This window comes from Flavobacterium sp. ZB4R12 (assembly GCF_048276375.1).
Lineage (GTDB): Bacteria > Bacteroidota > Bacteroidia > Flavobacteriales > Flavobacteriaceae > Flavobacterium > Flavobacterium gawalongense.
On record NZ_JBLNKS010000010.1, the window covers coordinates 11,784 to 36,538 of the forward strand.

Annotated in this window: 18 protein-coding genes and 1 pseudogene; 16 read left to right on the top strand and 3 right to left on the bottom strand. The window is 33.8% G+C overall.

Going from position 1 to position 24,755, the window contains the following annotated elements; all coding sequences use genetic code 11:
* The first annotated feature begins 82 nt into the window (after nt 1-82).
* From ACNO7W_RS08585 to ACNO7W_RS08600, 4 genes are all read left to right on the top strand, one after another.
* A complete protein-coding gene (locus tag ACNO7W_RS08585) occupies nt 83-769 on the top strand; it encodes a hypothetical protein (protein WP_417937803.1) in 687 nt (228 codons plus the stop codon).
* A 2-nt stretch (nt 770-771) separates the two neighbouring features.
* On the top strand, nt 772-1,716 hold the full coding sequence (locus tag ACNO7W_RS08590; RefSeq protein WP_417937804.1) for an N-6 DNA methylase: 945 nt from the start codon (nt 772-774) through the stop codon (nt 1,714-1,716).
* Between the two features lie 94 nt (nt 1,717-1,810).
* Entirely contained in the window at nt 1,811-3,142 is a 1,332-nt protein-coding gene (locus ACNO7W_RS08595; RefSeq protein ID WP_417937805.1) for an IS4 family transposase, read from the top strand.
* A 34-nt stretch (nt 3,143-3,176) separates the two neighbouring features.
* On the top strand, nt 3,177-3,737 hold the full coding sequence (locus tag ACNO7W_RS08600) for an HsdM family class I SAM-dependent methyltransferase (RefSeq protein ID WP_417937806.1): 561 nt from the start codon (nt 3,177-3,179) through the stop codon (nt 3,735-3,737).
* 161 nt (nt 3,738-3,898) lie between these two features.
* On the opposite strand, the gene ACNO7W_RS08605 is transcribed toward ACNO7W_RS08600, so the two are convergent.
* From ACNO7W_RS08605 to ACNO7W_RS08615, 3 genes are read right to left on the bottom strand one after another with little or no spacing between them, the layout of a single operon-like run.
* The gene (locus ACNO7W_RS08605) at nt 3,899-4,558 is read right to left on the bottom strand and encodes an endonuclease III domain-containing protein (RefSeq protein ID WP_417937807.1); all 660 of its coding nucleotides are present in this window, start codon (nt 4,556-4,558) and stop codon (nt 3,899-3,901) included.
* Between the two features lie 4 nt (nt 4,559-4,562).
* Nucleotides 4,563-4,952 (bottom strand): peptide-methionine (R)-S-oxide reductase MsrB, encoded by a 390-nt coding sequence (gene msrB, locus ACNO7W_RS08610; protein ID WP_417937808.1) that lies wholly within the window; start codon nt 4,950-4,952, stop codon nt 4,563-4,565.
* Nucleotides 4,953-4,986: 34 nt separating this feature from the next.
* Nucleotides 4,987-5,853, bottom strand: coding sequence for an alpha/beta fold hydrolase (locus tag ACNO7W_RS08615; protein WP_417937809.1), 867 nt, complete (start codon nt 5,851-5,853; stop codon nt 4,987-4,989).
* Between the two features lie 188 nt (nt 5,854-6,041).
* Here ACNO7W_RS08615 and ACNO7W_RS08620 point away from each other — a divergent pair, with 188 nt between their 5' ends.
* The 12 genes and pseudogenes from ACNO7W_RS08620 to ACNO7W_RS08675 all read left to right on the top strand — a co-directional run.
* Nucleotides 6,042-7,463, top strand: a complete 1,422-nt coding sequence (locus tag ACNO7W_RS08620) for a glycogen synthase (RefSeq protein ID WP_143388404.1) — start codon at nt 6,042-6,044, stop codon at nt 7,461-7,463.
* A complete protein-coding gene (locus ACNO7W_RS08625; protein ID WP_417937811.1) occupies nt 7,460-8,740 on the top strand; it encodes a glucose-1-phosphate adenylyltransferase in 1,281 nt (426 codons plus the stop codon). Before ACNO7W_RS08620 ends, ACNO7W_RS08625 begins: the two co-directional genes overlap by 4 nt.
* Nucleotides 8,741-8,810: 70 nt before the next feature.
* A complete protein-coding gene (gene glgB / locus ACNO7W_RS08630) occupies nt 8,811-10,718 on the top strand; it encodes a 1,4-alpha-glucan branching protein GlgB (protein ID WP_417937812.1) in 1,908 nt (635 codons plus the stop codon).
* A 218-nt stretch (nt 10,719-10,936) separates the two neighbouring features.
* The gene (locus ACNO7W_RS08635) at nt 10,937-13,336 is read left to right on the top strand and encodes a glycoside hydrolase family 31 protein (RefSeq protein ID WP_417937813.1); all 2,400 of its coding nucleotides are present in this window, start codon (nt 10,937-10,939) and stop codon (nt 13,334-13,336) included.
* Between the two features lie 86 nt (nt 13,337-13,422).
* Entirely contained in the window at nt 13,423-14,238 is an 816-nt protein-coding gene (locus ACNO7W_RS08640; protein WP_143388408.1) for a M48 family metallopeptidase, read from the top strand.
* 207 nt (nt 14,239-14,445) lie between these two features.
* Nucleotides 14,446-15,771 (top strand): MFS transporter, encoded by a 1,326-nt coding sequence (locus tag ACNO7W_RS08645; protein ID WP_417937814.1) that lies wholly within the window; start codon nt 14,446-14,448, stop codon nt 15,769-15,771.
* A gap of 263 nt (nt 15,772-16,034) precedes the next feature.
* Entirely contained in the window at nt 16,035-18,485 is a 2,451-nt protein-coding gene (gene lon, locus ACNO7W_RS08650) for an endopeptidase La (protein ID WP_417937815.1), read from the top strand.
* Between the two features lie 207 nt (nt 18,486-18,692).
* Nucleotides 18,693-19,712 (top strand): type IX secretion system protein PorQ, encoded by a 1,020-nt coding sequence (gene porQ / locus ACNO7W_RS08655; RefSeq protein WP_417937816.1) that lies wholly within the window; start codon nt 18,693-18,695, stop codon nt 19,710-19,712.
* 7 nt (nt 19,713-19,719) lie between these two features.
* Nucleotides 19,720-20,415: a (d)CMP kinase gene (gene cmk / locus ACNO7W_RS08660; RefSeq protein WP_417937817.1), complete on the top strand. Its 696-nt coding sequence runs from the start codon at nt 19,720-19,722 to the stop codon at nt 20,413-20,415.
* 73 nt (nt 20,416-20,488) lie between these two features.
* Entirely contained in the window at nt 20,489-21,745 is a 1,257-nt protein-coding gene (locus tag ACNO7W_RS08665) for a nucleoside permease (protein WP_417937819.1), read from the top strand.
* Nucleotides 21,746-22,159: 414 nt separating this feature from the next.
* Nucleotides 22,160-23,941, top strand: a complete 1,782-nt coding sequence (gene rpsA / locus ACNO7W_RS08670; RefSeq protein ID WP_417937820.1) for a 30S ribosomal protein S1 — start codon at nt 22,160-22,162, stop codon at nt 23,939-23,941.
* 362 nt (nt 23,942-24,303) lie between these two features.
* Nucleotides 24,304-24,741: pseudogene (locus tag ACNO7W_RS08675) on the top strand (fasciclin domain-containing protein); the annotation flags it as partial.
* Between the last annotated feature and the right edge of the window lie 14 nt (nt 24,742-24,755).

Here is a 24,755-nt window from a genome sequence, read left to right on the forward strand (position 1 = left end):
CCGTTGATATTAAAAACAAAACGAGCAAAAAGTTCCGTAGGAAGGACACGTATTATTGAATTTTAAAATAACAGATTATAATATGGAATTACAATCAGAAGGACATTGTATTTTTTGCAATGAATACTTTTCTCAAAAAGACATCGGCAAGCATTTGGCGATTCATTTGAAAATAAAGGAAAAGGAAGATAAAGGAAAAAAAACAAATGGCTTCAATCACATAGTGGTTGAAGCAGATGTTATGTTTTTGCAGCTACTGGTGAGAAGTACTTGTGAGATGGAAGAAATCGACAATTTCCTAAGAGATATTTGGTTAGAGTGTTGTGGTCATGACAGTGGTTTTCATATCAAAAGAGGAGAAGAAATCGAGATGGATGATATTGTTGGTAATGTATTAACACCTAAAACCAAAGTCTCCCACGACTATGATTACGGTACAACTACCAGAACATTTATAAAAAGCGTAAAAGTATATGATTTAGACTTTGATGATGATGACATTGTTTTGCTGTCAAGAAATGAACCCTTAAAGATTATGTGTTCTGTCTGCAATAAAAAAGCAGCGACTGTATTATGTTCGGTATGCTTGTGGGAGGGCGATTCCTATTTTTGTAATACCTGTGCCAAAAAGCATGCTAAAACCTGCGACGATTTTGACGATTATGCCAGTATGGATGTGGTGAATTCCCCTCGAATGGGAGAATGTGGTTATGAAGGAGGCAGTTTTGATAAAGAAAGAGACGGTGTGTATAAAGAAAGAAAAAAGTAAAAATGAGCAAAGATAATTCAGCAAACACTTCAAGTATAGTTTCCAAAGTATGGGCATTTTGTCAAACCCTTAGAGACGATGGCGTGGGCTATGGCGACTACTTGGAGCAATTGACCTATTTGTTGTTCCTGAAAATGGCAGACGAATACAGCAAGCCTCCCCACAATAGAGAAATGCCTATACCTGCGGAGTATGCTTGGGAAACCTTGACTACCAAAAGTGGTACTGAGTTAGAGTCACATTACAACATCATGTTGCGTGAGTTGGCCAAAGAAAAAGGCATCTTGGGGCAAATCTTTGTCAAGAGCCAAAACAAGATACAAGACCCAGCCAAGTTATATAAATTGGTTGCGCTCATTAATGCTGAGAACTGGATCTTGATGGGTGTGAAAGACAAAGGCGATATCTATGAAGGATTATTGGAGAAAAATGCCGAAGACACCAAAAGTGGTGCGGGTCAGTACTTCACGCCTCGCCCATTAATCAAAGCGATGGTCGAATGTTTGCGCCCGGAACCGTTGAAAACCATTGCGGATCCTGCATGCGGTACAGGAGGGTTTTTCTTGGCTGCCTATGACTGGATTGTGGACAATCGAGATTTAGACAAAGAAGCCAAACAATTCCTGAAATACGAAACCTTTTTCGGAAACGAGATTGTGGCAGGAACACGCCGCTTGGCATTAATGAATTTGTTTTTACACAACATTGGAGATATTGATTCGGACAATTTTATTTCCCCAAACGATTCCTTGATTACGGATTCAGGAACGCGCTATGATTACATTTTGGCCAATCCGCCTTTCGGCAAAAAAAGCAGTATGACCTTTACCAATCAAGACGGCGAACAAGAGAAAGAAGATTTGACTTATAACCGTCAGGATTTTTGGGTGACTACGAGCAACAAACAGTTGAACTTTGTGCAACACATTCGCGCGCAATGTCATTAAGTTAAGGGGTAATGTATTTAAAATCAGCTATTTAATTTTGTGTAAATTTGTTCTATAGTAGTATTTTTCGTATATTTATATACTAATTTAGTATATGAAAACAGTAGGAAAAAACTCTTATTTAATATTAGAGAAATTAAAAGAAGTAATTTTTAGTAAAGAAATAATTTTGAAATACAGAAACAATAAAACAGAATTTACCAGAAATCGGAAACAACCATTTGGTCAAATGTTGCTTTTTATGTTCAATTTGGTCAAAAAAAGTTTAGTTATAGAGATTGATACCTTTGTTCAGTTTTTAAATTCCAAAACTGATTCCGAAGAGATAAAGGATTTTACAAAAAGTGCTTTTGTGCAAAAACGCATGAAAATTAATCCCGAAGTTTTTAAATATTTATCGGAAGTAATTGTGGAAAATACTTATGTTGAAAGTAACACAATAATTGAATTTTTTGCAGGATTTAGACTACTTGCTGTAGATGGATCAAAAGTTACTCTTCCTTATACTGAAGAGTTAAAAAAAGAGTTTGGAGAATCAAAGAATAATACCAATACAAGTGTTGTTCAAGGCAGAACTTCGATTTTGTACGATGTGTTAAATCATATTGCTTTAGATTCGGTTTTAGAGAATTCAGGAATTGGCGAAAGAGAACTGGCTCTAAAACATAATTTTAGATGGAAAAAGGGTGATTTAATTATTTACGACCGAGGATATCCATCGTATGACTTTAAATATGAGCATATTAAAAAAGATGTGAATTTCGTAATAAGAGCAACTACAACACACAGCAAGGCGGTAGTTTCGTTTGTTTCTAGTGGTAAAAAGTCTTTGGTTGTAGAAATATTTCCACAGGAAAGACATTGTTTTAAAGACAAGGAATACAACAAAAACACTTCAATAAAGATACGATTAGTTCGAGTTGATTTGCCAAATGGAGAGATAGAAGTCTTGATGACTTCGTTATTGGATAGCCAAAAATATCCGTCAAAAATGTTCAAAGAATTGTACTTTTTGAGATGGGGAATAGAAACCTATTATGATGAATTGAAGAATAAAATTAAACTAGAATATTTCACAGGTTATTCAAAAATGAGTGTGCTGCAAGATTTTTTCTGTGCCGTTTTTATCAGTAATTTGCAATCGACTATCGTAAATGATTTGCAAGATGAATTAGAACTGAAAAATCAAAAGACAAAATTAGATTACAAAATAAATGCAAATCTGACGTATGGTTTTTTGAAAAATAGAGTTTTAGAATTACTTTTTAAAGAAGGTGCTTTGGAAGATGTATTTTTAGAATTACAAACATTGTTTCTCAAAAACACAGTACCCATTCGACCAGGTAGAAGTAATCCTAGAAATGTAGGCAAATATCGAAATCGAATAAGACCTTTTGTCCTTAAAAATCAAAGAGATGCGGTATGAAAACTCCTTAACTTAATGACATTGCATTCGCGCGATGCTCAAAACAACAGGAATGGCAGCAGTGGTGTTGCCTGATAATGTTTTATTTGAAGGCGGAGTGGGTGAAACCGTGCGTAAAAAACTATTGGAAACCACCGATTTACACACCATATTGCGATTGCCAACAGGTATTTTCTATGCCAATGGTGTAAAAGCGAACGTGTTATTTTTTGATGGAAAACCATCCAGCAAAGATGTTTGGACTAAAGAAACCTGGGTGTATGATTATAGAACAAACATTCACCATACATTAAAGAAAAATCCTTTAAAATTAAAAGATCTAAAAGATTTCATTACGCTATACAATCCGGAAAACAGAAACAAGCGTGCAGCCACTTACAACGCTGAGACTAATCCCGAAGGTCGTTGGAGAAAGTTTTCTTATGAGGAAATCATTGCCAGAGACAAAACGAGTCTGGACATCACTTGGCTTAAAGATAAATCCCTAGCTGATTTGGACAACTTACCCGATCCAGATGTTTTAGCTTTGGAAATTGTGGAGAATATAGAAGCAAGTTTGGATAGTTTTAGGGCGATTATTGCTTCGTTGAAGTAAACTTGTGGATGTATATTGATCCGTGTTTCGGTTTTATGTGGAGGGATAAATTAGGGTCAAAAGGGTCAAAACCTAATATGTAAAAACAAACAGCTATTGTTTCTTAAAAGTATATAAATATAAAATGGTTTGACTTTTCAATTCTAAAGTCAAACCATTTTTTATAAATCCAAACCTTCCTTCAATAACTTTTTATAATACTCACAAACCGCATTAATGGGACAGACCGGGCATTTGGGTTGTGGACGGCAAATTTCTCTTCCCAAAAATGAAATCGCCATTCCAATTTCGCCCCAAATTTCTCTTGGGAGCACTAGCATGAGTTGTTTTTCGGCTTTAATCCCGTCTTTGGTTTCTGTGATTAGTCCAATTCTGGGAGCTACTCGAATAACATGTAAATCAGCTATGATTCCTTCTGCAGGAACTTTTGCTTCACGCATGATCACATTGGCTGATTTTCGTCCGATGCCTTTTAGGGCAACTAAATCCTCCATAGTAAGCGGAATATTCTCGCCTTTTTTTATGGTTTGAGCGATTTCGAGTAACCATTTGGCTTTATTTCCAAAATTCCTGACATTGGAGATATAAGGAATTAAGGCATCGAAATTTGATACGGCCAAACTTTCCATATTTGGGTATGCTTCAAATAAAGCTGGAGCAATTTTATTGATATGAGCATCAGAATCTTGTGCAGATAAAACAACCGTAACCAAAAGCTGGTATAAATTGTGATGGTCTAACGGATGTTTCCGTCCTTTGTATTTTGTTAGAATTGGCTCTAATTTTTTAGCCCAATCAGTTGAGTTTCCAAATAAATCCATAGCATTATTCTTTAAAGTCCACTGATAAGGAATTCACGCAATACCGTTGTCCCGTTTTAGTAGGTCCGTCATCAAATACATGGCCGAGATGGCTTCCACAATTGGCACAAAGGATTTCAGTGCGTTTCATGCCGTGTGTCACATCCGAAATGTATTGTACTTTGCCAGGAATTGATTCGTCAAAGGAAGGCCAACCGCAATGCGCATCAAATTTGGAGTTGCTTTCAAATAAAGGTTCTCCGCAGGCACCACAGCAATACGTTCCTTTTTCGTAATGTAGGTTATAGGTTCCGGTATGAGGATATTCGGTTCCTTTTTGACGAAGAATTCGGTAGCGTTCTTCACCCAATTGTTCTTTCCATTCTTGTTCTGTTTTTTCGATAGGATATTTCATGTTTTTAAGTTTTTTGTATAACGTTGTAAAACAGTTATTTGTTTTGAATGAATTGAACTGTTTTTTCAATTACTTTATGGTTACCAAGAATTTTTCTATGCCCTAATCCATCGGTTAGAAGCAGCGCTCCGTTTTTCAGGTATTTATGAATGTGCATTGCTGCTGTTACCGAAACTTCGGGATCATTATTATCATGGATAACTAAGACAGGAATAGTAGTCTCTTTTGCGGCTAAATAAGCAGAATAACTATTCATATCTTCCTTATATTTTTTTTCGAAATGCAAACGTAAACGAGTGCTTATACTTGGTTTCAATTCTAATTTTGCCACAAAATCATCCATAATATCTTGAACGATATCACCACTGCCAATAACTACCGCCTGATTTACTTTAAACCCTTTTTTTATTGCATTCAAAACCGACATTCCACCTAATGAGTGGCCAACTGCGGCTTCAAATGGACCAAATTGTTTGTCAATTTCTAAAATTGTAGCAATAAAGTCTACCATAATGGTCGTTTTTCCAGGTGATTTTCCATGTGCAGGTGCATCAAAACTAATGGTGGAATAGCCTGCTTTTAGCAATTCATCAGCTATTTTAAATAATTGTGTTCCTCTTCCTGACCAACCATGAACTAATAAAATTTTCTTTTCACTTTTACCATATTTATATAAAACGACCTCTTTGTCAATTGCCGGAATTTTGATTAATTTTTGGACACTATTACGGTCCATTTCTAATTCTCTTTTTGGAATTTTATGTTTTATGGGCGTAGTAAAGAGCTTAGCAATAAATAATGTTATTAATTTTGGCGAAATAAACGAGATTAATTTACTTGTTAATAAGATAATCTTAGGAATTTTCAATGATTGTGTATGAATAGAAGTTTTTTTTGTCATTTCAATAAATTTTCAAGCGAGTTATTATGTTATAGTTTTTTTACTAAATTTAGAAAAACATAAAAGTAATATTTTTTACAAAGTTTTTATTGGGATTAACATAAATACTGGAATAATAAATATTTAGAATTGTTAAAAAATTAATTGAATAGTATTAGAATTAACGGAAAAACAACAAAATTTCATAAATGGAAATATTTCATATCAGTGCAGAATGTTACCCCGTAGCAAAAGTAGGAGGTTTAGCCGATGTTGTAGGGGCGTTACCAAAATATCAAAATAATGCAGGACATCATGTAAGAGTTGTGATTCCTTGTTATGATTCAAAGTTCAAAAACGAAAATGAGTTTGAATGTGTACATTGGGGTCATGTAAAGTTAGGAAGTTTTCATTTCCCTTTTAACGTTCTCAAAGAAAAAACGGATAAGTTAGGATTTGAATTGTATTTAATTGAAATTCCAGAATTATTTGATCGAAAAGAAGTTTATGGTTATCAGGATGATATTGAACGATTTTTATCTTTCCAAATTGCTTCTTTAGATTGGATAATAGGAAGGAATGAAGTGCCAGATGTTATCAATTGTCATGATCATCATACAGGTTTGATCCCTTTTATGATGTTGTATTGTCATAAATACAAAAAATTGCAAAATACACCTTCTATGATTACCATTCATAATGGTTTGTATCAAGGGCAGTTTGGATTTGATAAATTACATTATTTACCGGAGTTTGATTTGGCTCATGTGAATGTTTTAGAATGGGATAATAGTATCAATTCGCTCGCTGTAGGAATTAAGTGCGCTTGGGCAGTGACGACAGTTTCTCCTAATTATTTGAATGAAATCAATTATTCGGCTAATGGATTAGAATCCTTGTTTAATCTGGTACGATATAAATCCAGAGGAATTTTGAATGGAATTGATATCGAAGTTTGGGATCCGGCCAAAGATAATATGTTGGAAAAGAACTATTCGATTAAAAATTTCGAAAAAGGAAAACAGGAAAACAAAGAAAAATTATGTAATCTGTTCAATTTAGATCCAAGAAAACCACTTTTTAGTTTTATTGGAAGATTATTAGAAGAAAAAGGAGGCGATTTATTACCGCATGCTGCAGCACTGGCATTATCTGAAAATTATAACCAAATTAATATTTTAATTCTAGGATCGGGAAATCCAATTATTGAAAATCAACTGAATAGTTTATTGGCGGATTATAAAGGTAATTACAATACTTTTATAGGGTATAATGAAGAATTAGCTCATTTAATTTACGCGGGCTCTGATTTTCTATTAATGCCTTCTAGAGTGGAACCATGTGGCTTAAATCAAATGTATTCGTTGCGATATGGAACAATTCCTATTGTAAGAAGGACAGGAGGATTAAAAGATACGGTTATTGATTTTGGAGATGATGGAAATGGAATTTGTCATGATCAGGCAACAGTAGGAGATGTTTGTTATTCGATTCAAAGAGCAGTCGATTTATATGACGATAAAAAACATTTAAATAAAATCAGAAAAATAGGAATGAGCACGGATCATTCCTGGGAAAGAGTCTGTCAGGAATATATAGAAATGTACAATTTAATAATTAAGAAGAAATGAAAGCTAAAAAGAAAAATGTTATTGCAATTATTTTAGGTGGTGGACAAGGATCCAGATTATACCCATTGACAGAAACAAGATCTAAACCAGCTGTGCCGATAGGAGGTAAATATAGATTGGTCGATATTCCTATTTCTAATTGTATGAATTCGGATATTTACAGAATGTTTGTTTTGACGCAATTCAACTCGGCTTCTTTAAATGCACACATTAAAAATACTTATAACTTTAGTATTTTTAGTCATGCCTTTGTTGATATTCTTGCTGCAGAACAAACTCCTGATAATCCAACTTGGTTTCAAGGAACTGCAGATGCTGTAAGACAATGTATGCCCCATTTCTTAAACCATGATTTTGATTATGCTTTGATTCTTTCCGGGGATCAGTTGTATCAAATGGATTTTAACGATATGCTGGAGGAGCATATTAGAAAAGAAGCTGATATTACGATTGCTACCTTACCGGTAAATGCAAAAGATGCTCCTGAATTTGGAATATTAAAAACAAACTCCGAAAGTTGTATTGAATCTTTCATTGAGAAACCTGCAAAAGAATTGTTGCCAGATTGGGAATCGGATGTGAGCGAGCAAATGAAGAGCGAAGGAAAGCATTATTTGGCTTCGATGGGAATCTACATATTCAACAAAAAATTGTTGGTAGAGATCATGTCAAATCCTGATACTAAAGATTTTGGGAAAGAAATTATTCCTCAGGCAGTTGGGAATAAAAAGATATTAAGTTACCAATATGAAGGATATTGGACTGACATTGGTAATATAGATTCATTTTTTGAAGCTAATATTGGATTAACGGAAGACTTGCCTAAATTTAATTTATTCGATAACGACAATAAAATTTATACTAGACCAAGATTGTTGCCACCTTCAAAATTTCAAAAAACTATTGTTGATAAATCGTTAATTTCCGAAGGTTGTATTTTGAATGCCAAAGAAATAAACCATTCCGTGATTGGTATTCGATCTAGAATTGGTGAAGGAACCATCATTCAAAATTGTTATATAATGGGGAATGATTTCTATCAGAATATTGATGACATGAATGAAGACATTAAAAACAACAAACAATTGATAGGTATCGGGGAAAGATGCTTTATAAAGAATGCTATTGTTGATAAAAATTGCAGAATTGGTAATGATGTTTATATTGATGGGGGCAATCATTTAGAAGATTTTTCTAATGAATTATATGCCATTAAAGACGGAATTGTTGTTATCAAAAAAGGAGCAGTTATACCTGACAATTATATCATTAAGTAAATTTAAAAACTGTTTTTTCTTAAACTAATATTCTGTTCTTTTTATAAAAATAGAATTATACAACTGTTATATGAGTAAAGTTATCTCGCATTCCCTTTTTACCGATTTTGATATCGATTTATTTAAAGCTGGGAAACATTTCCGACTGTACGAAAAATTAGGTGCACATCTTATAGCAGTTGATGGAGTAGATGGTGTTTATTTTGCCGTTTGGGCTCCCACCGCACATTCGGTATCTGTGGTTGGGGATTTTAATTTTTGGAAGCAGGGAGAACATCTGTTGCAAGTTCGTTGGGATTCATCAGGTATTTGGGAAGGATTTATTCCAAACATTAAAAAAGGGGCTACCTATAAATATAAAATACAATCTAATAACGGTGGAATTATCACTGAAAAAGCAGATCCTTTTGCTTTTTACTGTGAAAAACCACCACATACTGCTTCAGTAGTCTGGGATTTAGATTATAAATGGAAAGACAATAACTGGATGGAAACCCGTCAAAATCATAATGGTTTAGACAAGCCCTATTCCGTTTATGAAGTGCATTTAGGTTCATGGAAGCGTCATGCCGAAGAAAATCGATTTTTGACTTATCTAGAATTTGCCGAAGATTTAGTGAATTATGTGAAAGAAACGGGCTTTACCCACGTTGAGTTTATGCCCATAATGGAGTATCCTTACGATCCATCCTGGGGGTATCAATTAGTAGGCTATTTTGCACCGACTTCCCGTTTTGGAAAACCGCAAGATTTTATGATTTTGGTCGATAAATTGCATGAAGCGGGAATTGGAGTAATTCTGGACTGGGTTCCATCTCATTTTCCAGATGACGCACATGGTTTAGGATTTTTTGATGGTTCAAACCTTTTTGAGCATCCTGATCGCAGAAAAGGATATCATCCGGATTGGAAAAGTTTAGTTTTTAATTATGGGCGAAATGAAGTTCGTTCCTTTTTAATAAGTAATGCTTTATTTTGGTTGCATCATTATCATGCTGACGCTTTGCGTGTTGATGCCGTTGCTTCCATGTTGTATTTGGATTATTCCAGAAATGAAGGGGAATGGGAGCCAAATATTTACGGAGGCAGAGAAAATCTTGATACCATAAGTTTCTTAAAGGAATTTAATGAAGCGGTCTATTTGAATTATGAAGGAGTGCAAACCATTGCGGAGGAAAGTACTTCTTTTCCTATGGTTTCAAGACCAACATCTGTTGGTGGTTTAGGGTTTGGGATGAAATGGATGATGGGCTGGATGCACGATACTTTAGAATATTTTCAAAAAGATACGGTATATAGAAAATACCATCAAAATGATTTGACTTTTTCAATGACCTATACCTTTTCCGAAAATTTCATGTTGCCGCTTTCCCATGATGAAGTGGTGTATGGGAAAAAATCAATTGCAGGAAGGATGCCTGGCGATGAATGGCAAAAATTTGCAAATTTAAGATTGTTGTACGGCTATATGTTTACACATCCCGGAACCAAATTGTTGTTTATGGGGAGTGAATTTGGACAAAGTAGTGAGTGGAATTTTGAAGGAAGTTTAGATTGGCATTTATTGCAATATCCATACCATGAAGGGGTGAAAAAACTGATTACTGATTTGAATGCATTGTACAAAACGCAACCTGCTTTGCATGAAAAACAATTTAGTCCAGAAGGATTTGAATGGATTAATTATTCGGATCATCAAAATGCGGTGATGTCTTTCATTCGAAAAGGAAACAATCAAAAAGATGATGTTATTGTAGTTTGCAATTTCACTCAAGTTGTTCGTCCGAATTATCGTATTGGTTTACCAAGGAAAGGTAAATTGACAGAGATTTTTAATAGTGATGCTGCAAATTATGGGGGAAGCGGGGTTTCCAACCCTAAAAAATTAACAATTGAAGCCTTACCTTATGACGGAAGAGATTATTCAACTGAATTGCTTTTGCCTCCATTGAGTGTAACTGTTTTTAAAATTTCATGATAATTTAATTTTTTTTAAATTCAAACATACTTGTTGTTAAGTTAATTTGGATAGTTCGTAAACTATCAATGTTTAAAAGTAGTTAGAATCTCTTTTTTTAATAAATTAATAACGTTTTCGTTAAAAAACGCATCATTTAAATCATTATTTTAGAAAGTAAAGAAAGTATTTTTTGTATGTTTGAGTTCCAAAAGAGATTAAAATTAATACCATAGAAAATGATCACAAATACAGAATTAGAATACAAAGGAGATTTATATCCTACAAAAATAGTTGCTTTTGAACATGAAGTAGATTCCGTATGTTTTCATACAGATAATAGTGTAATATTAAAAGTAACAGTATTAAGAGATAGTTTAATACGTTTTAGATTTACTACAAAAGGATATTTTAGCAACGATTTTTCCTATGCTATTGATAAAAATCATTCTCATGGATATAACTTTCTTGAGGTTTCTGAAGTAGAAGATTATTATCAGATAAAAACTAGTAAAGTACAATGTAGAATTCAAAAAATAGATATGAGATTGTCTATTTTTGATTTGGATGAAAATGTTATTTTAGAAGATGAATTAGGTTTTCATTGGGAAGAAAGCTATGAATACGGGGGCAATATCGTGAAAATGAGTAAGGCTTCAAAAGATGGGGAATGCTTTTACGGACTTGGAGATAAAGCAACCCAATTAAATTTGAAAGGAAAAAGATTAGAGAATTTTGCTACGGATCAATACGCATTTCAAAAAGACCAGGAGCCATTATACAAAGTTGTTCCGTTTTATATTGGATTGCAAAACAAACAATCTTACGGAATTTTCTTTGACAATACTTTTAGAACCTATTTTGATTTTTGTCACGAAAGAAGAAATGTAACCAGTTATTGGGCCGAAGGTGGAGAAATGAATTACTATTTCATTTATGGGCCACAAATGCAGGATGTTGTTACCACTTATACTGATTTGACCGGTAAACCCGAATTGCCGCCACTTTGGGCATTAGGATACCACCAATGCAAATGGAGTTATTATCCTGAAAGTAATTTAAAAGAAGTTGCAGCCAAATTCAGGGAATTGAGAATTCCATGTGATGCCCTTTATTTGGATATTGATTATATGGAAGGTTTTCGATGTTTCACCTGGAACAAAGAATATTTTCCTGATCCAAAAAGAATGGTGGCAGAATTAGCCGAAGATGGCTTCAAAACCGTTGTAATCATTGATCCGGGAATAAAAATTGACAAAGAGTACTCCATATATAAAGAAGCACTAAAAAATGATTATTTCTGTAAAAGAGCTGATGGCCCTTACATGAAAGGAAAAGTATGGCCGGGAGAATGTAACTTTCCTGATTATACGAATCCTGCGGTAAGAGAATGGTGGGCTGGATTGTTTAAAGAATTAGTTTCGGAGATTGGTGTAAAAGGAGTTTGGAATGATATGAACGAACCTGCTGTTATGGAGGTTCCTAATAAAACATTCCCGATGGATGTAAGACATGATTATGATGGAAATCCATGCAGTCATAGAAAAGCACATAACATCTATGGAACACAAATGGCAAGAGCTACATATCATGGTGTAAAAAGGTTTGCTTATCCAAAAAGGCCTTTTGTTATTACAAGATCAGCGTATGCAGGAGCACAACGATACACCTCTTCTTGGACAGGTGATAATGTTGCTACATGGGAACATTTGTGGATTGCAAACATTCAGGTGCAACGAATGTCCATTTCCGGAATGGGTTTCACGGGATCAGATATTGGAGGATTTGCTGAACAACCTTCTGGGGAATTGTATGCACGTTGGATTCAATTAGGTGTTTTTCATCCTTTTTGCAGAACCCACTCTTCTGGTGATCACGGCGATCAGGAACCATGGGCGTTTGATGGAGAAGTGATTGATATCACCAGAAAATTCGTCAACTTGCGTTATCAATTATTGCCTTATTTGTATACTATGTTTTGGCAATACATTGAAGAAGGGATTCCTATGTTGAAACCACTGGTTTATTATGACCAAGAAGATATTCAAACGCATTACAGAAATGATGAGTTTGTTTTTGGAAACCAAATATTAGTTTGTCCTATTTTAGAACCTAATTCTTTAGGAAGAAGAATGTATGTTCCTCGTGGACAGTGGTATAACTATTGGACCAATGAAGAAGTTAAAGGAGGAAAAGAAATTTGGGTTGATACTAAATTTGACCAAATTCCACTTTTTGTTAAAGCCGGTGCCATAATTCCAAAATATCCTGTTCAACAATATGTTGGCGAACTTGAATTTGATGAGTTAATCTTGGACATCTATTACAAAGAAGGTAAAGAGAAATCAGTAGTTTATGAGGATGCTCAGGATGGTTATGATTATAAAAAAGGAAGATACAGCTTCTTGTCATTTCAAACAACCGGTAAAGAGAAAGAATTAATCATTCAGTTGCATAAAGAAGGAAAATATGACACTAATTATTCCAAGTATAAAATAAATCTAGTTGGCTTGCCATTTAAAGTTAAAATAATTGAAATTGACAATGAGAAAGTTTCATTTGATAAAAAAATTTTTGAAAATGATAATTATTTAATCATTGATAAGGAGTTTACAGCATTGCACATAACTGGTGAATAACAATAAAGTTGATACATTTAAATTTAATTATGTAAATAAAAAATTCATAATAGTTGTATTTTTGTATAAAAATTAAACTTAAAATGATGAAAAAGAACTTATTACTAGGGATTTTTGCGATAGGATTATTATACTCTTGTGCAACCAATCCTTTGACAGGAAAAAAAAGCTTGAATTTTGTTTCTAACAGTGAGTTGTTCCCATCATCTTTTCAACAATACGGAACTTTTTTAAAGGAAAATAAAGTTATTGTAGGAACAGCTGATGCAAGAAGAGTAGAAGCAGTTGGGATGAGAATTAAAGCAGCGGCAGAAAAATATTTAACCTATTTGGGACAATCACAATATTTAAATGATTACCGTTGGGAATATAAATTAATTGACAGCAAAGAAGTTAATGCTTGGTGTATGCCTGGTGGAAAAATTGTTGTTTACTCGGGGATATTACCAATAACTAAAGATGATGCGGGTTTAGCTACCGTATTGGGACATGAAGTTTCTCATGCATTAGCAAATCACGGAGCACAACGAATGAGTGCTGCTCAATTGCAACAATTGGGAGCTGTAGGAGTTGCAGTCGCAACTGGAAGTCAAAGTACCGAAAAACAACAAATGTGGCAACAATATTACGGATTAGGTTCACAAGTGGGAGTTATGCTTCCATTTAGCAGAAGTCACGAAACTGAAGCAGATAAAATAGGACTTACACTTATGGCAATTGCAGGATATAATGCGGATGATTCCGTAATCTTTTGGCAAAGAATGGCTGCGCAATCTGCAGGACAATCGCCACCGGAATTTTTAAGTACGCATCCATCTGATGCTACCAGAATTGCAAATTTAAAAGCATTAATCCCGGAAGCAAAAGCATTAGCTGCTAAAGTTGGGATTATTTACAGATAATACTTTAAATTTTTAATGTTTATTAATTGGAACATTTAAGGAAGATTTTAATAGGCTATTCTCAAAAGAGAGTAGCCTATTTTTGTTTTTTTCTGTATTAATATAGAGTTGATTGTTAATCATTAACGATTTATTAAAGTCAAATTATTAATTTTTGGCTAATTCTAAACAAAAAATAAATAAATTCGTAGCATAAAAAAAAGAACCATGGCAGATTTACAAAAAGGGAGTGAAAAATTATTAAACGCTTGGGCTTTTTATGATTGGGCAAATTCAGTTTATACGCTTACCATTGCATCTGCAGTATTTCCAATTTTTTATGAAGCTTTATTTTCTGAGCGAGATCATTACATTGATGTTTTTGGTTTGCATCTCAAAAATTCAGCTTTAATAAGCTTTGTTACCGCTTTAGCATTTTTATTGATAGCTTTTATTTCGCCTTTATTATCTGGTATTGCAGATTATGTGGGAAATAAAAAATCATTTATGAAATTCTTTTGTTACTTGGGAGCGCTGTCCTGTATGGGATTATATTGGTTTAATCTTGATAATATATACATTGGATTGGCATTTTATTTTCTTGGCTTGATTGGATATTGGGGAAGTTTAGTTTTTTATAATTCCTATTTACCGGACATAGCTTATGTAGAGCAACAAGATAAAATTAGCGCCAAAGGATATTCATTTGGATATATCGGAAGTGTTATTTTATTGATTATCAATTTAGCGATGATCATGAAACCAAAACTTTTTGGAATTACAGGAACAGATGGAGAAGCAGCCATGAAAGCCATGCGATATTCATTTGTTATGGTTGGAGTTTGGTGGATATTATTCAGTCAGTACACTTATTATTTTTTGCCAAAAGGCAATAAAAATGCCAATCGTAAAGTGACACACCATGTAGTCTTTAATGGTTTTAAAGAGTTAAAAAAAGTTTGGGTTTTGTTGAAAGAAAACATTGCACTAAGACGATATTTAGGAAGTTTTTTTGTTTCGAGTATGGCCGTACAAACGGTGATGCTTGTAGCCACTTATTTTGGGGCGCAAGAAATTGCTTGGGAATCTAAAAGTGAAGGTACAACAGGTTTGATTATTTGTATTTTATTAATTCAGATAGTAGCCATTATTGGTGCGATATTCACCTCAAAAGCGTCAGAGAAGTTCGGAAATATTCCAACTTTAATTGTGATTAACTGTATTTGGGTAGTATTTTGTGCCCTTGCATTTTTTATAACTTTGCCTATACATTTTTATATCATGGCTGGTTTAGTAGGATTGGTGATGGGCGGAATTCAGGCCTTATCACGTTCAACGTATTCTAAATTATTACCCGAAACGGAGGATACCGCTTCCTTTTTTAGTTTTTATGATGTTTCCGAAAAAATTGGGATAGTCTTTGGGATGTTAATCTATGGTATTATTGACCAAATTACTGGAAGTCCGCGATTAGCAATCGTATTTCTTGGAGTGTTTTTTATTGCTGGTGTTCTATTACTTAGGAGAGTTCCAAAAAGAGGTGTCTTAAATTAATAGAATGCAAAATAGTACTTCCTAATTTTTTATTTTTTGCACTTTGAAAAACAGATATTTTCTTAATTATAATTTATGAATTTTTTCTTTATTTGTAAGAAGACATAATCGATTTTACTTTCACTTTGGCATAATGATTGACTATTTTAACGTTAAGCATCTTATCTATGTCATACATCGATTTTATTTAAATTTAATACTATGATACCTTACATTTGCTAGACGAATAAAAATTTTTAATGACAAAAAGACTTAAATAATATATGTCAAATCATAAAATACTTACTATTGACAATCTGTCACTTCAGGAATTTGATTCGGAAGCAGATTTAATACCACTATTGACTCCTGAAGACGAGGAGGAAATGAATAATGAAGCATTGCCTGATTCATTGGCTATTTTGCCATTGCGTAACATGGTTTTATTTCCAGGTGTTGTAATACCAATTACTGCCGGACGTGATAAATCAATAAAATTAATTAATGATGCCAATGCTGCGGGCAAAATTATTGGTGTTGTAGCTCAAAAAAATGAGCAAGATGAAGATCCAACCACTGATGATATTCATAAAATAGGAACTGTAGCCAGAATTTTACGGGTTTTAAAAATGCCTGATGGTAATGTTACAGTGATACTTCAAGGAAAAAAGCGATTTGAAATTGATTCTGTAATTGCTGAAACTCCATACATAACTGCAAAAATTAAAGAAGTTCCTGAAAAAAGACCGGGAAAACATGATACGGAATTTATTGCAATTCTTGATTCTATCAAGGAATTAGCGATTCAAATTATCAAAGAAAGCCCAAACATTCCCAGTGAAGCTACTTTTGCGATTAAAAATATTGAAAGCCAATCGTTTTTAATCAATTTTGTTACGTCTAACATGAATTTAACGGTTAAAGAAAAGCAAGACCTGTTAGCTATTAATGAGTTAAAAGTAAGAGCTTTAGAGACTTTGCGTTATATGAATGTTGAGTTGCAAAAATTGGAATTAAAAAATGATATTCAATCAAAAGTTCGTTTCGATTTAGACCAGCAACAACGAGAATATTTCCTTCACCAACAGATGAAAACGATCCAAGAAGAATTGGGTGGTGTTTCTCAGGAAGAGGAAATGGACGAAATGTTACAGAAGTCTTTGACCAAAAAATGGGACGAAAAAACGAAGAAACACTTCGAAAAAGAATTATCCAAAATGCGCCGAATAAATCCACAAGCGCCTGATTTTGGAATTCAAAGAAATTATCTGGAATTATTTTTAGAATTGCCTTGGAATGAATATTCTAAAGATAATTTTGATTTAAAAAGAGCACAAAAAATCCTTGATAGAGACCACTTTGGTCTTGAAGATGTTAAGAAAAGAATGATAGAACATTTGGCAGTTTTAAAATTGCGAAATGATATGAAATCACCCATAATTTGTTTGACAGGACCTCCGGGAGTTGGAAAAACCTCCATTGGAAGATCTATCGCAGAAGCATTGGGTAGAAAATATGTTAGAATTTCATTAGGTGGTTTACGTGATGAAGCGGAGATTCGTGGACATAGAAAAACTTATATTGGGGCAATGCCAGGAAGAATTATCCAAAGTTTGAAAAAAGCAGGAACTTCAAATCCTGTATTTGTTTTGGATGAAATCGATAAATTATCGAATAGTAATCAAGGCGATCCCTCTTCGGCATTATTGGAAGTTTTAGATCCGGAACAAAACAATTCATTTTATGACAATTTCCTGGAAATGGGATATGATTTGTCGAAAGTAATGTTTATCGCTACGTCTAATAATATGGCTGCGATTCAACCTGCGTTGAAAGACAGAATGGAAATCATCAAAATGTCTGGTTACACGATTGAAGAAAAGGTAGAAATTGCACGTCAGCATTTATTTCCAAGACAATTGAAAGAACATGGCCTAACAACCAAGGATTTAACGATTGGAAAAAAACAATTAGAAAAAATTGTAGAAGGATATACACGTGAATCTGGAGTTCGTGGTTTAGAAGCTAAAATTGCTCAAGTAATCCGTCATGCAGCAAAATCTGTTGCGATGGAAGAAGCGTATAACAAAAAAGTCACTGACGAAGATATTATAAAAACACTTGGTGTTCCAAGATTAGAAAGAGATAAATACGAGAACAATGATGTTGCCGGAGTGGTAACTGGTTTGGCTTGGACTTCTGTTGGTGGTGATATTCTTTTTATTGAATCTTTACTTTCTCCAGGAAAAGGAACGATGACAATTACTGGAAACTTAGGTACAGTAATGAAAGAATCTGCAACAATTGCTTTAGAATACATTAAGGCAAATGCGAAGCTTGTAGGATTGGATTCTGAAATACTTTCTAAATACAATATCCACTTACACGTTCCGGAAGGGGCAACTCCAAAAGATGGTCCTAGTGCCGGAATTGCAATGTTGACGTCACTGGTTTCTCTCTTTACCCAAAAGAGAGTTAAGAAAAACTTGGCGATGACAGGAGAAATTACTTTGCGTGGAAAAGTTTTACCTGTCGGCGGAATAAAAGAGAAGATTTTGGCTGCGAAGAGAGCTAATATAAAAGAAATAATCCTGTGTCACGAAAACAAAAGTGATATTGATGAAATAAAACCGGAATATCTTGAAGGTCTGACCTTTCATTATGTTAAAGAAATGAGCGAAGTGCTTAAATTTGCTTTGACCGATCAGAAAGTGAAGAACGCAAAGGTACTGTAGGGAATCATTTTTTTTATTCAAAAAACATCCATCTGGAAATTTCAAGATGATACTTATTAGTTTAAGTTTCGTTATGAAATTTCGGGATGGATTTTTTTATTTTATTTAGTATTTTTCTCGAAACTTCGAGGCGAAACCAGTAATATATTATATTATAATTTTATCTTCGCATTTGCGTTTTACCATGGATAAACAGCGATTTAAAGCATGTTAAAAAAACTTTTATTATTCTCTTTATTTTCAGTTTGCTCTGTGTCTTACAGTCAAATAGGAGGAAAGTATACCTATCAGTTTTTGAACTTGGTTACTTCGCCAAGACAAGCCGCTTTAGGAGGAAAAACGGTTACAATTTATGACGATGATGTGAATCAGGTCAATTTTAATCCAGCAACATTGAATCCTGAAATGGACAACCACTTGGCTTTGAATTATGGAAGTTATTACAAGGAAGTAACCTATGGAACAGCTTCTTATGCATACACTTATGATAGGCATTTACAAACTTTTCAGGCTGGTATCAATTATGTAAATTATGGTAATTTTGATGGCTATGACGAAAATGGTCAGCCTACAGCCTCATTTACAGGAAGTGAAATAGCTCTTTCGTTTGGTTATGCCTACACTATTCCTAATACAACGATTCATATAGGTGTTAATGCAAAATTGATTTCTTCAAACTTAGAAAGTTATAGTTCTTTTGGTGGTGCGATTGATATAGGTGCTCTTTTTATTGATGAGAAAAATGATGTCAATTGGGGCTTGGCAATACGAAATATTGGAACTCAATTTACCACTTACAATGGTACAAACGAAAAATTACCGTTAGAAATTATAGCAGGTGTTTCACAAGAATTAGAAAATGTACCTATTCGTTGGCATCTTACACTTGAAAATTTGCAACAATGGAATATTGCTTTTTCTAATCCTGAAAGAGCTGAATCTTCAATAGATGGAAGTTCCACTGAGGAAAAAGTATCGGTTATAAATAATGCTTTGCGCCATGTAATTATGGGAGTGGAGCTTTTTCCTAAAAAATCGTTTAATGTTCGATTAGGATATAATTTTCGAAGAGCAGAAGAATTACGACTTTTGGAACAACGCAATTTTTCGGGAGTTTCACTTGGTTTTGGACTAAAATTCAACAAATTAAAATTTAATTATTCGTATTCCAGATATACGTTAGCAGGCAATACGAGTTTATTTGGTTTAACTATTAACTTACAATAACATCATTTTGGATAAAAAAATTACCATAGCAATAGACGGTTTCTCGTCTACTGGAAAAAGTACTTTAGCGAAGCAACTCGCTAATCATTTGGGATATGTTTATGTGGATACAGGAGCAATGTATCGCGCTGTTACATTTTTTGCGATGCAAAACGGATACATAAATGCTGATTTTTTTGATAAACAAACATTAATTAACAGTTTACCAAATATAAAATTACAATTCAAATTTAATGCTGATTTTGGTTTTGCTGAAATGTATTTGAATGATATTAATGTTGAAACCGAAATAAGAACTATTGAAGTTTCGAATTTTGTAAGCAAGGTGGCTGAAGTATCTGAAGTTCGCGCCAAATTAGTGGAGCAGCAAAAAGAAATGGGTAAGGACAAAGGAATTGTTATGGATGGTAGAGATATCGGAACCGTAGTTTTTCCGGATGCAGAACTTAAAATTTTTATGACGGCAGGTGCAGACACCCGAGCGCAAAGACGTTTTGATGAATTACAGGAAAAAGGAGATTCAGTTACGTATGAAGAAGTATTAAAAAATGTAGAAGAACGCGATTATATTGATACGCACCGAAAAGATTCGCCTTTGGTGATGGCTGAAGATGCTATTGAAATAGATAATTCTCACCTTACTCGTGAAGAACAATTTAAGGTTGTTTTAGATTTAGTTGATGAAGTTGTTAAAACACTTTAATCTTTTGTAGATCTCTTTTTTAATATTAGATTTACGCCTTGTTAATTTTTAAAAATAAAAAACAATTCATTGTATGGGAATTAAAAACAGGTTGGTATTAATGAACTTCCTTCAATTTTTTATTTGGGGTTCTTGGTTACTTACTATCGGAGCGTATTGGTTTAATAACAAACATTGGTCTGGAACCGAGTTTGGAATCATATTTTCTACAATGGGTATTTCTTCTGTTTTTATGCCGGCTTTAACAGGAATTATTTCGGATCGATTTATCAATGCCGAAAAATTATACGGATTGCTTCATTTTTTAGGAGCCGCTGCTTTATTTTACTTGCCTCAAGTAGATAATCCAACTACATTTTTTTGGGTGATGCTAGTGAATATGTTTTTCTATATGCCAACCATTTCCTTATCTATAACGGTTGCTTATAATGCTTTAATTGCAAAAGAAATGGATGTCGTAAAGGATTATCCTCCTATTAGAATCTGGGGAACTATAGGCTTTATCGCTGCACTTTGGGTGGTAAGTTTAACACATAATGAGACTTCAGCCAATCAATTTTATATAGCAGGAATTGTTTCGTTTTTATTAGGGATTTACGCATTCACACTTCCAAAATGTCCTCCGATGTGTAAGGGCGAAAAAAGCACTTCTTTTACGCAAGCTTTGGGATTGAATGCATTTGAATTGTTTAAGAAACGAAAATTTGCCGTTTTCTTTATTTTCTCGATGTTATTGGGTGCTGCTTTGCAATTAACCAATGCGTATGGCGATACCTATATTCATGATTTTGCCAATGTTGACGCTTATAAAAATACGATTGCAGTGAAATATCCTGCTATAATCATGTCGATTTCACAAGTTTCAGAAACACTGTTTATATTAGCTATTCCATTTTTTCTTAGAAAATTTGGAATTAAATATGTGATGTTATTCAGTATGCTGGCTTGGGTTTTACGTTTCGGATTGTTTGCCTTTGGAAATCCATCTGATGGATTGTGGATGATAATTATGTCTTGTATTGTATACGGAATGGCGTTTGATTTCTTTAATATTTCAGGCTCTTTGTTTGTTGAAACACAAACAAATTCAAAAATTAGAGGAAGTGCTCAAGGATTATTTATGATGATGGTGAATGGTTTTGGAGCATTAATAGGAAGTTTTACCAGTGGCTATATTATTCAAAAATATTTCACTTTGGCAGACGGAAGTAAGGAATGGCAGAATATTTGGATAACTTTTGCCAGTTATGCTTTGGTGCTGGCTATTATTTTTCCTTTTGTTTTCAAATATAAAAACGATGCAAAAGCATTAGAAAAATTCAGTCATTAAACGATAGTACTCTTTGTCAAAGTTCAAAACTTTGACAAAGATGTTTTGTAGTTAGACGCGATCCGTTTTTAGAAATGTGTCACTTTTTTTATGTTAAAAAAACAATTAATACTCTTTAGGCCCCGATGGAGCCGATATCCTCGCAGCGTAGCGGAGAGATAAAGGTGAGAGCGGGAACTTTGTCTCCAGAAATGCCAAATAATTCGCTCCTGATTCTCAATTTATTATCTTTTTGTCTGTTCTCTATTATCTTGCTTGTAAAATTTTGCAGTTTAAGATAAATGTGTTATTTTTGCAATCCTTTTGGTGAATAAGAGTTTCCTTTAGGGTTCAACTAATTATACAAACAACTTCTGTTGTTTTCTATCACATTAAGAAACTCGAGAGAATACAGAATACAAATTTTTAATCAGCATGTCTGAACAAGTAAAATCACAAGAAGAGTTTTTAGCAAATTTTAACTGGCACAATTTCGAAGAAGGTATTGATGCTGTTGATGAGAAAAACTTATTAGAATTCGAAGAACTAGTTTCAAAAACATTTATCGCTACTGATCAAGAAGAAGTTGTAGATGGTGTAGTTGTTAGAATTACAGATAGAGACGTTATCGTTGATATCAACGCAAAATCGGAAGGTGTTATTTCATTGAACGAATTCCGTTACAACCCAAGCTTAAAAGTAGGTGATACTGTTGAAGTATTAATTGACATCCGTGAGGATAAAACAGGTCAATTAGTATTATCTCACAGAAAAGCACGTACTATCAAATCATGGGATAGAGTTATTTCGGCTAACGAAACAGGAGAAATCGTTAATGGTTTTGTAAAATGCAGAACTAAAGGTGGTATGATCGTTGACGTTTTCGGAATTGAAGCTTTCTTACCAGGATCTCAAATTGATGTTAAACCAATTAGAGACTACGATGTATATGTAAACAAAATGATGGAATTCAAAGTGGTAAAAATTAACCACGAATTCAAAAATGTTGTTGTTTCTCATAAAGCGCTTATTGAAGCGGATATTGAAATCCAGAAAAAAGAAATCATCGGTCAATTACAAAAAGGACAAGTATTAGAAGGTGTTGTTAAAAACATTACTTCTTATGGTGTGTTTATTGACTTAGGTGGTGTTGATGGATTAATTCACATTACTGACCTTTCTTGGAGTAGAATTAACCACCCAAGTGAAGTGCTGGAATTAGACCAAAAATTAAATGTTGTAATCCTTGATTTCGATGATGAGAAAACAAGAATTCAATTAGGATTGAAACAATTAAACGCTCACCCTTGGGATGCTCTAGATGCTAAATTAGCAATTGGAGACAAAGTAAAAGGTAAAGTAGTTGTAATCGCTGATTACGGTGCTTTCATCGAAGTTGCTGAAGGTGTCGAAGGTTTAATCCACGTTTCTGAAATGTCTTGGTCTACTCATTTACGTTCTGCTCAAGATTTCGTAAAAGTAGGAGATGTTGTTGAAGCTGTTATCTTAACTTTAGATAGAGATGACCGTAAAATGTCATTAGGTATCAAACAATTGTCTCAAGATCCTTGGACTGATATCACTGCTAAATACCCAGTAGGTTCTAAACATACAGGTATCGTTAGAAACTTTACAAACTTTGGAATTTTCGTAGAATTAGAAGAAGGAATTGATGGATTAATTTACATCTCTGACTTATCTTGGACTAAGAAAATCAAACACCCATCTGAATTTGTAAACGTTGGTGAAAAACTTGACGTAGTAGTATTAGAATTAGATGTTGAAGGACGTAAATTATCTTTAGGTCACAAACAAACTACTGCTAATCCTTGGGATCAATACGAAGATTCTTTCGCAGTTGGAACTATCCACACAGGTGAAATTTCTGAAATCGTTGACAAAGGAGCTACTGTAGAATTCGGAGATGATATCGTTGCTTTCATTCCTACACGTCACCTTGAAAAAGAAGACGGAAAGAAATTGAAAAAAGGTGATTCAGCTGATTTCAAAGTAATCGAATTCAACAAAGAATTCAAAAGAGTAGTTGCATCTCACACTGCGATCTTCCGTGAAGAAGAAGAGAAAAATGTAAAAACAGCTACTGAAAATACTTCATCAGCTTCAACATCTACAAATGCACCAGCTGCAACTTTAGGTGATAACAATGATATGTTAGCTGCATTGAAAGCTAAAATGGAAAAATCAGAGAAAAAATAATTTCTTTAATTTTTTGAATATAGAAAGCCCCGCAATTTTCGGGGCTTTTTTTGCTTAAAACAGAACGGATTTGCTTTAGTTTTTTTGGAGCACAACATTTAGTTTCCAATACACAATCCTCCCGCTGTACGCAGTATCTTTTTATTGCGAGAGCTATCTTGTAAAAACACATCTTTAATACTCGCAATAAAAAGGATACTTGCTGCCATCGGGGCTAATTAAAATTTCTGCGGTATCAACTTCTATTTAAAATTAAATTTATCCATTTGAAAACTAGTTGTTTATAAAATAATTTCGTCTTTTTTAAACCAAAAGTAATCTTAGTGCGTAAATGCTTTTATATAACTTAAAAAAATAGATTTGTTGAGAATGCAGTAAATTCTAAAGATCACACTACGCTAGTTGCAGCTGTTAAAGCGGCAGAATTAGTAGAAACTTTACAAAGTAAAGGTCCATTCACCGTTTTTGCCCCAACAAATGCAGCGTTTGATAAATTGCCTAAAGGAACTGTCGAAACATTATTGAAACCTGAAAATTTAAAAATGTTACAAATAATCCTTACGTATCATGTAGTAGCAGAAAAAATGAATGCCTCTGATATCGCAAAAGCTATCAAAATGGGAAAGGGAAAAGCAACAATGAAAACAGTAAGTGGCGGAACACTAACGGTGTGGATGAAAAGTAAAGATTTGTATATTTCAGATGAAAATAGGAACAAAGCTAAAGTTACAATTGCAGATGTGAATCAATCAAATGGTGTGATTCATGTGATTGATGCTGTTGTATTGCCAAAACAATAATTTTTTTGATTAGA

Excerpts from the sequence above, each read along its gene's own strand:
- ACNO7W_RS08635 (WP_417937813.1), top strand. The coding sequence starts at position 10,937 with ATGATCACAAATACAGAATTAGAATACAAAGGAGATTTATATCCTACA.
- rpsA (WP_417937820.1), top strand. The coding sequence starts at position 22,160 with ATGTCTGAACAAGTAAAATCACAAGAAGAGTTTTTAGCAAATTTTAAC.
- ACNO7W_RS08585 (WP_417937803.1), top strand. The coding sequence starts at position 83 with ATGGAATTACAATCAGAAGGACATTGTATTTTTTGCAATGAATACTTT.
- glgB (WP_417937812.1), top strand. The coding sequence starts at position 8,811 with ATGAGTAAAGTTATCTCGCATTCCCTTTTTACCGATTTTGATATCGAT.
- ACNO7W_RS08600 (WP_417937806.1), top strand. The coding sequence starts at position 3,177 with ATGCTCAAAACAACAGGAATGGCAGCAGTGGTGTTGCCTGATAATGTT.
- ACNO7W_RS08605 (WP_417937807.1), bottom strand. The coding sequence starts at position 4,558 with ATGGATTTATTTGGAAACTCAACTGATTGGGCTAAAAAATTAGAGCCA.
- lon (WP_417937815.1), top strand. The coding sequence starts at position 16,035 with ATGTCAAATCATAAAATACTTACTATTGACAATCTGTCACTTCAGGAA.
- ACNO7W_RS08665 (WP_417937819.1), top strand. The coding sequence starts at position 20,489 with ATGGGAATTAAAAACAGGTTGGTATTAATGAACTTCCTTCAATTTTTT.
- porQ (WP_417937816.1), top strand. The coding sequence starts at position 18,693 with ATGTTAAAAAAACTTTTATTATTCTCTTTATTTTCAGTTTGCTCTGTG.
- ACNO7W_RS08620 (WP_143388404.1), top strand. The coding sequence starts at position 6,042 with ATGGAAATATTTCATATCAGTGCAGAATGTTACCCCGTAGCAAAAGTA.
- ACNO7W_RS08615 (WP_417937809.1), bottom strand. The coding sequence starts at position 5,853 with ATGACAAAAAAAACTTCTATTCATACACAATCATTGAAAATTCCTAAG.
- ACNO7W_RS08640 (WP_143388408.1), top strand. The coding sequence starts at position 13,423 with ATGAAAAAGAACTTATTACTAGGGATTTTTGCGATAGGATTATTATAC.
- ACNO7W_RS08595 (WP_417937805.1), top strand. The coding sequence starts at position 1,811 with ATGAAAACAGTAGGAAAAAACTCTTATTTAATATTAGAGAAATTAAAA.
- ACNO7W_RS08625 (WP_417937811.1), top strand. The coding sequence starts at position 7,460 with ATGAAAGCTAAAAAGAAAAATGTTATTGCAATTATTTTAGGTGGTGGA.
- msrB (WP_417937808.1), bottom strand. The coding sequence starts at position 4,952 with ATGAAATATCCTATCGAAAAAACAGAACAAGAATGGAAAGAACAATTG.
- ACNO7W_RS08645 (WP_417937814.1), top strand. The coding sequence starts at position 14,446 with ATGGCAGATTTACAAAAAGGGAGTGAAAAATTATTAAACGCTTGGGCT.
- ACNO7W_RS08590 (WP_417937804.1), top strand. The coding sequence starts at position 772 with ATGAGCAAAGATAATTCAGCAAACACTTCAAGTATAGTTTCCAAAGTA.